We start from the raw sequence: 10,244 nt of genomic DNA on the forward strand, positions 1-10,244 counted from the left end.
GACGCCGCGCTGCGCGCCGTCGCCGCCGAGCCCGCGCCCGCCCCGCCGCACGGCGAGGGCACCGTCCCGTTCTTCGGCCCGCACCAGGCAGGCATCGCCACCGACGCCCAGGCCCACGGGCTGTTCGTCGCCCTCGATCTTCTCGACGGCACCGACCGGCCCGCCCTGACGCGGATGATGCGCATCCTCACCGACGACGCCGCGCGGCTCACCCAGGGCGAACCGGCGCTCGCGGACTCCGAGCCGGAGCTGGCCGCGGCCCCGGCGCACCTCACGGTGACGTTCGGCGTCGGGCCGCGGTTCGTCGACCGGGCACGGGGGCGCGCACCGGACTGGTTGGGGCCGCTGCCGGCGTTCGGCGTCGACCGGCTGCGGCCCGAGCTCTCCGACGGTGACCTGCTGCTGCAGATCGCCGCCGACGACCCGCTCACGGTGGCGCACGCCGCACGGATGCTGCTCAAGGACACCCGCAGCTTCGCGACCGTGCGGTGGAGCCAGCAGGGCTTCCGGCGCGCGCACGGCACCGTCCGGCCGGGCACCACGATGCGCAACCTGTTCGGTCAGGTCGACGGGACGGTCAACCCCGTCCCGGGCACGCCCGACTTCGACGAGGTCGTGTGGAGCACGCGGGACTGGCTGGCGGGCGGCACGAGCGTCGTGGTGCGTCGCATCGGCATGGACCTCGACCGGTGGGACCGGCTGGACCGGTCCGGCCGGGAGCAGTCCGTGGGCCGGTACCTGAGCAACGGCGCGCCCCTGACCGGAACCCGTGAGCACGACGAGCCGGACTTCGCCGCCACGACGGAGATCGGGTTCCCCGTCATCCCGGAGTTCTCGCACGTGCGGCGCGCCCGCAGCGAGGATCCGGCCGAGCGGATCTTCCGGCGCTCGTACAACTACGACGACCGGCCCGTGGGCGACGGGATCTCCCTGTCGGGGCTGATCTTCGTGTCGTACCAGGCGGACGTCGACCGGCAGTTCGTACCGATCCAGCGCCGCCTGGACCGGCTCGACCTGCTCAACGAGTGGACGGTCCCGGTGGGATCGGCCGTGTTCGCGGTCCCGCCCGGGTGCGCCGAGGGCGGGTTCGTGGGGGAGACGCTCCTGGCCTGAGACCGGTCGCCCGCGGACGGCCTGGCATTCTGGGTTGAACAACCCAGAATGCTAGGCTCGCGCCATGACCCAGACCGTGGAGCGGCGCCTCACGCCGAAGGGGGAGGCCACGCGCACCCGCATCCTCGACGCCGCGATCGACCTCATCGCGGCGCACGGCGTCTCGGGGACCAGCACCGAGCAGGTGCGGCAGGCCGCGGGGGTCAGCGGCTCGCAGCTCTACCACTACTTCGCGACGAAGCGGGCGCTGATCAGTGCCGTCATCACGCGGCAGGCCGATGCCGGGCCGTGCGCGCCGCCGCTCGGTGCGCTCGACAGCCTCGAGGCGCTCCAGGCCTGGGCCGACGCCGCCGTCGAGCGCCAGCAGGTGACCGGCGGACGGTGCGACCTGAGCACCCTCGCCGCCGAGCTGAGCACGGGCGACCCGTCGTCGCGCGGCGAGATCCGCGAGGGCTACGAGCGCTGGCGGGCCGTGCTGCAGGCCGGCCTCCGGGCGATGCGGGACCGGGGCGAGCTGCGGCCGGACGCCGACCTCGACGAGCTCGCGCTCGCGCTGCTCACCGCCCTGCAGGGTGGGTCGCTCCTGGCCCGGACCCTCGGTTCCGCAGAGCCGATGCGGGCGTCGATGCACGCCGCGCTGGCCTACGTGCGCTCCCACGCGACACCTGCTGCTCTCTGACCCCGCCGCGGTCCGCTTCGAGAACGACCTGAGGGACAAGAACGCCCCCGGACCCGTCCCGCAGATCGTTCTCGAAGCGGACCTTCGTCGGGAGGGTGGCCGGCGGAGAGCCGACCTCCATCCTTTGGAGGAACCACTGCCGTCCCGTCCTTTGCCCGGCGCGGGCGCCAGGGTCGCGTCCGTAGCGTCGTTCCACGTCAGAACCGCTACGACGAAACGAGTCGACCATGACCACGCTCACTGCCGCACCGGCACGTCCCGGCCTGCGCGGGCTCATCGCGCGCCGCCCGGTGACCGTGTTCTTCGTGCTGGCCAACCTGGCGAGCTGGATCGCCTGGATCCCCTACGTGCTCTCGAACCACGGCCTCGGCGTCTGGGACGTCACGTTCCCCGGCGGGCCGCTGGGTTCCCAGCTCCTCGGCGTCCTGCCGGGCGCCTATCTCGGTCCGATCGCGTCGGCGGCGCTGGTCACCGCCGTCGCCGACGGGCGCGCGGGCCTGCGCGAGTGGGCCGGCCGGCTGTGGCGCTGGCGCGTGTCGTGGCGCTGGTACGTCGGCATCCTGCTCGGCGTGCCCGCGGTGTTCGTCCTGGCCACGCTGTTCGTCGGCGGGCAGGCGCAGGTGCCGTCACTGATGGTGCTGGCCGTGTTCGTGCCCGGGCTGCTCCTGCAGATGATCACCACCGGCCTCGCCGAGGAGCCGGGCTGGCGCGACTTCGCCCTGCCCCGCCTGCAGCGCTCGGCGGGCCCGCTCGGCGCGGCGGTGATCGTGGGGCCGCTGTGGGGCGTGTGGCACCTGCCGCTGTTCCTCACGCAGTGGGGCGGCGGGCCCGACGTCGCCTGGTACCGCCCGGTGGAGTTCATCGCGGTGTGCGTGGCGCTCAACGTCGTCATGCAGTGGGTGTTCAACCGCACCGGCCAGAGCCTGCCGATGGCGATGCTGCTGCACGTCAGCATCAACAACTTCGCCTCGGTGGTGTGGAGCGACATGTTCCCCGGGCTGAGCACCGACTACGTCCAGCACGCGCTGCTGCTCGGCTCGTCCGTCGCGGCGGGCGTGCTGCTCGTGGCCACGCGGGGCCGCCTCGGCTACGACGTGACCGGCCGACGGGCGGCCTGAGCTTGCCCTCGACGAGCGAACGCACGAAGATCACCTGGCACGCCATGACGGAGCCGATCCGGGAGGATCTCGTGAACCGGATCGCCGACCTCGCCGTCGCGCTCGGCTGCCTCGTCGGCTCGACGGCGCTGCTCGTCGGCGTCGGCCACGCGGCGGCCGTCGCGGCGCCGGACGACCTCGCGACGCCCGGCTTCGGCCAGGCCGTCTGGTGGTGGTCGCTCGCGGTGCTGGTGGTCCAGGCGGGGCTCCTCGTGGCCCTGCGCCCCGCCCCGCGCGTGGTCCTGGTCGCCGTCGCCGCCGCGGTTCCCGTCCTCGCCCTCGTCGGTGCGGGGGACGCGACGAGCTTCGGGGCGCTGGCGGTGCTCATCGCCTCGTCCGGGGCGACCCTGCGGCACGGCCTCGCCGCGTCCGGGGCTTCGCTCGGGGCCGCCGTCGTGCTGGTCGGCCTCGGCAGCGCGCTGAGCACGCTGTCCCAGGGGGTCGCTCCCGGTGTCGCCTGGGGCACGGGGCTGCTGCAGGCCGTCGTCGTGGTCGGGCTGCCCGCGGCCGTCGCGCTGTTCGTGCGGGCGCGCCGGGAGGCGCGCACGGCCCTGGAGCGTGAGCACGAGGCGCTGGTCCAGGTCGCGCTCTCGCGCGAGCGGATGGCGATGGCGCGCGAGCTGCACGACATCGCCGCCCACCACCTCACCGGCATCGCCGTCATGACCGGCGTGCTCGAGCGCCAGATCGACGTCGCGCCGGACGACGCCAAGGCCGCCGTCCGGCAGGTGCGCACCCAGAGCACGGCGATGCTGCGCGAGATGCGCGGCCTCGTCGGCCTGCTGCGTGCCCCGGGTGCGGGCACCGAGGCGCCCGTGCGCGGCGTGGAGACGCTCGCGGGGGTCCCCGCGCTCGTCGACACCGCCGCCGCGGCGGGCACCCCGGTCCGGCTCACGGTCCACGGCACGCTGGACGAGACGGTGCCCGTCGGCCCGCTGGCGCAGCTCGCCGCGTACCGCACCGTGCAGGAGTGCCTGTCCAACGCGGCCCGGCACGCGCCGGGCGCGCCGTGCGAGGTCACGGTGGACCTGCGCGAGCCCGCGCACGTGGTGCTCTCGGTCCGCAACGGCCCGGCGCGGCGGCCCCCGTCGGCGCAGGGCTCGGGCGGGTTCGGGCTCGTCGGGATGCGCGAGCGCGCCGACCTCACCGACGCGAACCTGGCCTACGGCCCCACGGACGACGGCGGCTGGCTCGTCACGCTGACGATCCCGACGGAGACCGCACCCGCACCGCGGGACCAGCACCACGACAACGAGGAGCCCACGCAGTGATCACAGCAGTGGTGGCGGACGACCAGCCGCTCGTCCGGGCGGGACTGACCGCGATGCTCGACCTGGAACCGGGCATCGAGGTCGTCGGCACGGCGTCCGACGGCGCGGAGGCCGTCGAGGTCGCCCGGCGCACGCGGCCCGACGTCGTGTGCATGGACATCCGCATGCCCGGTCTCGACGGCATCGAGGCGACGCGGCAGCTGTGCGGGCCGGGCGTCGCCGACCCGGTCCCCGTGCTCATCCTGACCACGTTCGACATCGACGACTACGTGTTCGGCGCGCTCGAGGCCGGCGCGTCCGGCTTCCTGCTCAAGGACGCCGAGCCGGAGACCGTCGTCGCGGCGGTGCGGTCGGTCGCGGCGGGGCAGGGCACGCTGGACAGCGCGATCACCAAGCGCGTGCTGGGCGAGGTCGTGGGCCGCCGCCGGACGCAGCCCGTCACGGCCGCCCGCGCCACCGACCTGCTGACGCCGCGCGAGGTCGACATCCTGCTGCGGCTGGCCGAGGGCCTGTCGAACGAGGAGATCGCGCGCGCCCTGTATCTCGAGGTCTCCACGGTCAAGTCGCACCTGGCCCGCATGATGCCCAAGCTCGGCGTCCGCTCGCGGCTCCAGGCGGCGGTGTGGGCCTACCAGAACGGGATCGCGCAACCGGGTCCGCCGAGCTAGCGAGGCCGTCCCGGGAGGGGTCCCGGACGCCTCGGCCGAGGATGTGCCCGCCGGAAGGACCGGCGGGAGGGAACGTGTCCATGGCACTGCTCGAGGCGGGTGAGCACGTCACCGGCGGGTCGTACGTGGTCGAGCGCCTGCTCGGCCGGGGCTCCTTCTCCGAGGTGTACCGGGTGCGGCACACGGTGCTCGGCCGCCTCGCGATGAAGGTGCTCCGCAAGGTCGGCACGCTGGACCGGACGCACGAGCTGCTCGGGGAGGCCGTGCTCCTGTCGCGGCTCGGCCACCCGAACGTGGTGCGCGTCTTCGACGCCGGGACGGTGACGACGGCGGCCGGGGAGCGCGGCTGGTTCACGATGGAGTACGTCGCGGGCGGCAACCTCGACGACGTCCGGACCGCGCACACCGCGGGCCCGCTGCCCGTGGCCGACACCGTCGAGATCCTGCGACAGCTCTGCGCCGGCCTCGCGGCGGCGCATGGCGAGGACCCGCCGATCGTGCACCGCGACCTGACGCCCTGGAACGTCCTCGTCGGCCAGGACGGGCGCGGGATCCGGGTGCGCATCGGCGACTTCGGCCTCGCGCGCCGTGCGCAGCCCGGCCTGACCGGTGGCGAGGGCACGCTCGCGTTCATGGCGCCCGAGGCACTGCGGTACGGCGCCGGCTCGTCGACGGCGGCCGACGTCTACTCGGTCGGCGTGCTCGCCTACCTGCTGCTCACCGACGTGCTGCCGCACCGCGACCTCGCGCACACGGTGTACGGCGCCGAGCGGCGGGAGCCACCCGTCGCGCCCTCGCGGTTCAACCGTGCCGTCGACGCCGCGCTCGACGACCTGGTGCTGCGCGCGCTCGACCCCGACCCCGCGCGCAGGCCGCAGGACGCGGCCGCGTTCGCGGCGGACCTCGCGCAGTGGCGGGAGGCGGCATGACGGCGGACGCCGCACGGCACGTCGCGCGGGTGCTGGAGGGCCTGCGGGGCCACGACCTGTTCCGGCGGAACGCGTTCCGCGTCACCGGCCTGCCCACCGACGCGACACAGCGGCAGGTGCGCCGGGCGCGCGAGGAGAGCCGCAACGCCTACTACGTGCCGCCCGAGCGTCCGGACGCGCCGCTGCCGCCGTCGTCCGACGAGACGGAGCTGCGCGCCGCCTTCGAGGTGCTGCAGGACCCGGTGGCCCGCCTGGTGCACGAGCTGCTCTGGGCCGACGGCGCCGCCCGCGACGCGCGGGCCGACGGTGTCGTCCGGCTGTGCCGCGCGCTCGAGGGCACGGCCAGGGACGGCACCGTGGACGAGGGTGCGTGGGCGGACTGGAGCTCCGGGCTCGCCGCCTGGGCCGACGGCATCACGTCGGCGGCGACGGGCGAGCTGGCCCGGCGCCGTGTCGAGGCCGCCGACGACCCCCGCCTCACCGTCGGCGTCGGCCGGGAGGCACGCAGGCAGCTCGCGCAGCACGTCGTCGAGGTGGCGGCAGGGATCGCGGCACGGCAGGTGCACACCGACCCGGAGGCCACCACGCGGATGGTGCGGACCCTCCGGTACGCGGGGTTCGACGCCGGGACGGTCCCGCGCGCCCTGCGCGCGGTGGCCCGGCCGCTGCTCGAGGAGGTCAAGCAGGCGTGCGACGCCGCGGCCGCCGCCCCGCAGCACGAGGGCCTCGCCGCGGCGCGCACGCTGCTGGACACGACCGACGAACCGCTGCGTCTGCTCGACACGCTCCTCGGCGAGGACCCGCTGCTGGACGCGAGCAGGGACGACGTCGGGCGCCAGGTGAACAACGTCGTGGTCGCGTACGGCAACGACCACGTCGACCTGATCCGGCGCGGCCGGGCGCCGCTGGACGAGATCATCGCCCTGCTGTCGGCCGCGCGGGACCTCGGCGGCTCCGCGACACGCGCCCTCGCGGACGACAACCTCGAGGTCTTCGTGGCGGCGCGGCGACGCTTCGGGTCGCGACGCGAGCGGCCGGCCCGCGACGCGCCCGTCCGGGCCGGCACGCCTGGCCTGGTCGACCGCCTCGACCGCGGCGGGATGTGGGCGTGGCTGCTCGCGCTCGGACCCGGTCCGGGACTGGTCGGCGGCCTCGTCGTCGGCCTGGCGGGCGGGTCCTGGTTCTGGGGTCTCGCGGTGCCGGTCTTCGTCGCCTACCTCGTCGCCCGGGCGCGCTGCGCCCGCCGCTCGTGGGGCGGGCCGTGGGTGATCGGGATCGTGACGGGCGCGGCCGCCGGCACGGCGTCCGTCGTGGGCAGCCTCGCACCCGCGCTCCTCCTCGCCGTGTTCCTCGTCCTGGTCGTCGCCGTCACCGTAGGGGAGAGCTCATGACCGTCGCCGCCCGCTGGCGCCAGCTGCGCCACCCGCGCGAGTTCCGGATCCCCGCGGTGGACCCCGGGCCCGCGCCCGCACCTGAGCCCGCGCCCGCACCTGACGCCGCACCTGACCCCCAGCCTGACCCCGTACCCGACCTCGCCGACGACGCCGTGGCCGCCGTCGCGACCGACCTGTGGCGCGCGCGCCGCCGGGTCGACGGACCGTCCGCTGCCGACCGGCCGGCGCGCGCCGTCCGGATGGCGGGCAGGCACCTGTCGGACGCCGCGGACCGCCTGGGCCGGGCCGGTGTCACCGTGCACGACCACGACGGGCAGCCGTACGTGCTCGGCCTGGAGCTCACGGTCCTGGCCGAGGAGGAGAACTCGGCGGTGACGCGGCCGACCATCACCCAGACCGTCCGGCCGACGGTGCGCCGGGACGGCCGGGTGATCCAGCGCGCCGAGGTCGTGGTCGGCGTCCCCACCACCACGAGCACCGGCACCCACGAGGAGAGAGAGCACACCGATGCGTGAGAACGTCGACTTCGGGATCGACCTGGGCACGACCAACAGCGCCGTCGCCGTGATGGACGGGGACAGGGCCGGTGTCCTGCGGGACCCGGCCAACGCCGAGTTCACCCCGTCCGTCGTGCACGTGTCCCGCTCGGGCAACGTGCTCGTCGGCAGCAGCGTCGTGGCGAAGGCCGTCACCGACCCGGCGAACACCGCCGCCGAGTTCAAGCTCCGGATGGGGCGGCGGGACGACACGGTGCTGTTCGAGGCGTCCGGCACCACCATGTCGCCGGAGGAGCTCTCGGCCCAGGTGCTCATGTCCCTGCGCGGCAACGTGTCGGTGGCCCTCGGCGAGCAGCTCCAGGCCGCCGTCATCACCGTGCCCGCCGCGTTCACCATGGACCAGCATGCCGCGACGATGCGGGCGGCGGAGCTCGCCGGCATCCGCAGCGCGACGCTGCTCCAGGAGCCGACGGCGGCCGCCTGGGCCTACCTGTCCGAGCAGCGCACGCTGCCCGACAAGGCGTTCTGGCTGGTCTACGACTTCGGCGGCGGCACGTTCGACGCCGCCGTCGTCAAGATCGAGCAGGGCGAGTTCAGCGTCGTCACCCACGCGGGCGACAACGCGCTCGGCGGCAAGCGCATCGACTGGGCGCTCGTCGACGAGGTGCTCAAGCCGGCCCTGCACGCCGCCGACCCGTCCCGTCCCGTCGTGTCCCGCGACAACCCGCGCACCGTCGGCGCGCTCGCCCGCCTCAAGAGCCTCGCCGAGAGCATCAAGATCCAACTCGCGGCCCGCACGGAGGTGCTCGTCGAGGACGACATCGAGGTCGACGGCGTCGACGTGCCGTTCTCCTGCACCGTCACCCGCGACCAGCTCGACGCCGTCGCGCGCGAGCTCGTCGCGGCCTCCGTGCGCCACTGCCGCAAGGCGCTCGCGGACGCCCGGCTCGGCCCGTCCGACGTCTCGCGGGTCCTGCTCGTGGGCGGCACCTCGAAGATGGTGCTCGTGCGCGAGCTGCTGGGCGAGCTCGGTATCCCGCTCGACCACAGCCAGGACCCCATCACCGTGGTCGCCCGCGGCGCGGCCTACTACGCCGCGACCGTCCGCCGCCCCCGCACCGACGACCACACCCCGGCCGGGACCGTGCGCCTGCGCCTCGACGTCCCCGCGGCGGGCCAGGACGACGACCCCCTCGCGGGCGGCCGCGCCGAGCTGGAGACGGTGACGGACTGGACGGGCTGGACCGTCGAGCTGCGCAGCACGGACGCGAGCACGGGGCTCGCCTGGAGCAGCGGCAAGGTCGCGCTCGAGAGCGGCGGCGTCTTCCGCACCCGGCTGCAGACGCTGAGCGACGGCCTGCACGAGTTCACCGTCGTGCTGCGCGACCCGACCGGCACGGAGGTGCCCACCGACAGCCCGACCACCACCCACCGCCGCCTCGCGGCCAAGGGTGACGGCGCCGCCCGCGCCGTGCACACGGTCGGCGTCGGCCTGGCGAACAACGAGGTGCAGGTGCTCGTCGCACAGGGCGACGAGCTGCCCAGCACCGGGCGCGCACCCGACCTGCGCACGTCGGGTCCGATCAGCCACGCCGACGGCGGCGTGCTGCGCATCCCGATCCTCGAGGGCAACCACGAGCGGGCCGACCGCAACCGCGTCGTCGGCGTGCTGGACCTGCGGCGCGAGGACTTCACGCGCGACGTGCCCGCCGGGTCGGAGGTCGAGGTGGAGCTGACGATCGACGCGAGCTTCGGGGCCCAGGACGGCACCGCCTACTTCCCCCTGCTCGACCAGGAGTTCCCGATCCACGTCGACCTCGGCCGGTCCGCGCTGCCGCCGGTCGAGGAGCTGGAGGAGCACCGCGCCGCGCTCGGCCGCCGGTACGACGACCTGCGCGCCCAGGCCGCGGGGCTCGGCCCCGAGGCGGCGGCGGGCCTCGACCGGTTCGACGAGCACGGCTACCTCGCCGAGGCCGACCGCCTGCTGCGGCAGGCCGCTGTCGACCCCGACGCCGTCGCGACCTGCCACGACTTCCTCCTCGAGGTCGAGTCCGCGCTCGACGAGGCCGAGGCGGGACTCGACCTGCCGCGCCTCGCCGACGAGGCACGCTCGGCGAAGGCGACGGCCAGCGAGATCGTGTCGACGTTCGGGACGCGCGAGCAGCAGGCCGAGCTGAGCAAGGCGCAGTCCGAGCTGGACACCGCCCTCGTCGACGGCGACCGCGTCGTGATCGAGCGGCGCATCGACGAGGTGTGGGCGATCGCGGGCGGTGCGATCCCGCACGACGCCCGGGTGCGCGCGCAGTTCGCGGGGCTCGAGGAGAGCCTCGCGGGCGACCCGCGGCCCGAGGTCGGCCGCCTGCTGACGGAGGGGCGCCTCGCGACCGTCCGCGGGGACGTGGCCACGCTCGAGCGTGTCGTCGCCGCGCTGCGCCGCTACGCGCCGGCCGGGGGCCCGGACGTCGGCCCGGCCGCGACGGCGCAGCGGCCCGGCGTGGTCGGGGTCGAGCGGGGGCGGGGGCGGTGAGCGCCCTCG

General features: G+C 75.3%; 9 protein-coding genes. All 9 read left to right on the forward strand.

Annotated elements, in window-relative coordinates; all coding sequences use genetic code 11:
• The coding region (locus tag HLB15_RS20225; protein ID WP_171108032.1) for a Dyp-type peroxidase at positions 1-1,113 on the forward strand (1,113 nt) is incomplete at its 5' end.
• Positions 1,114-1,177: 64 nt separating this feature from the next.
• On the forward strand, positions 1,178-1,792 hold the full coding sequence (locus tag HLB15_RS20230) for a TetR/AcrR family transcriptional regulator (RefSeq protein ID WP_171108035.1): 615 nt from the start codon (positions 1,178-1,180) through the stop codon (positions 1,790-1,792).
• A gap of 227 nt (positions 1,793-2,019) precedes the next feature.
• Positions 2,020-2,910, forward strand: coding sequence for a CPBP family intramembrane glutamic endopeptidase (locus tag HLB15_RS20235; protein WP_171108037.1), 891 nt, complete (start codon positions 2,020-2,022; stop codon positions 2,908-2,910).
• 44 nt (positions 2,911-2,954) lie between these two features.
• Positions 2,955-4,220 carry a sensor histidine kinase gene (locus HLB15_RS24895; protein WP_171108039.1) on the forward strand — a complete coding sequence of 422 codons (1,266 nt, stop codon included), beginning with the start codon at positions 2,955-2,957 and terminating at the stop codon, positions 4,218-4,220.
• Positions 4,217-4,888 (forward strand): response regulator, encoded by a 672-nt coding sequence (locus HLB15_RS20245; protein ID WP_171108040.1) that lies wholly within the window; start codon positions 4,217-4,219, stop codon positions 4,886-4,888. The genes HLB15_RS24895 and HLB15_RS20245 overlap by 4 nt, the downstream gene beginning before the upstream one ends.
• Before the next feature lie 80 nt (positions 4,889-4,968).
• Entirely contained in the window at positions 4,969-5,817 is an 849-nt protein-coding gene (locus HLB15_RS20250) for a serine/threonine-protein kinase (protein WP_171108042.1), read from the forward strand.
• Positions 5,814-7,208, forward strand: a complete 1,395-nt coding sequence (locus tag HLB15_RS20255) for a hypothetical protein (protein ID WP_171108044.1) — start codon at positions 5,814-5,816, stop codon at positions 7,206-7,208. The genes HLB15_RS20250 and HLB15_RS20255 overlap by 4 nt, the downstream gene beginning before the upstream one ends.
• A complete protein-coding gene (locus tag HLB15_RS20260) occupies positions 7,205-7,726 on the forward strand; it encodes a hypothetical protein (protein WP_171108045.1) in 522 nt (173 codons plus the stop codon). The genes HLB15_RS20255 and HLB15_RS20260 overlap by 4 nt, the downstream gene beginning before the upstream one ends.
• Entirely contained in the window at positions 7,719-10,235 is a 2,517-nt protein-coding gene (locus HLB15_RS20265) for an Hsp70 family protein (RefSeq protein WP_171108047.1), read from the forward strand. The genes HLB15_RS20260 and HLB15_RS20265 overlap by 8 nt, the downstream gene beginning before the upstream one ends.
• Positions 10,236-10,244 lie beyond the last annotated feature (9 nt).

This window comes from Promicromonospora citrea (genome assembly GCF_013004695.1).
Lineage (GTDB): Bacteria > Actinomycetota > Actinomycetes > Actinomycetales > Cellulomonadaceae > Promicromonospora > Promicromonospora citrea.

Coding starts and splice junctions, on each gene's coding strand:
- HLB15_RS20230 (WP_171108035.1), top strand. CDS start 1,178: ATGACCCAGACCGTGGAGCGGCGCCTCACGCCGAAGGGGGAGGCCACG.
- HLB15_RS20235 (WP_171108037.1), top strand. CDS start 2,020: ATGACCACGCTCACTGCCGCACCGGCACGTCCCGGCCTGCGCGGGCTC.
- HLB15_RS24895 (WP_171108039.1), top strand. CDS start 2,955: ATGACGGAGCCGATCCGGGAGGATCTCGTGAACCGGATCGCCGACCTC.
- HLB15_RS20250 (WP_171108042.1), top strand. CDS start 4,969: ATGGCACTGCTCGAGGCGGGTGAGCACGTCACCGGCGGGTCGTACGTG.
- HLB15_RS20255 (WP_171108044.1), top strand. CDS start 5,814: ATGACGGCGGACGCCGCACGGCACGTCGCGCGGGTGCTGGAGGGCCTG.
- HLB15_RS20260 (WP_171108045.1), top strand. CDS start 7,205: ATGACCGTCGCCGCCCGCTGGCGCCAGCTGCGCCACCCGCGCGAGTTC.
- HLB15_RS20265 (WP_171108047.1), top strand. CDS start 7,719: ATGCGTGAGAACGTCGACTTCGGGATCGACCTGGGCACGACCAACAGC.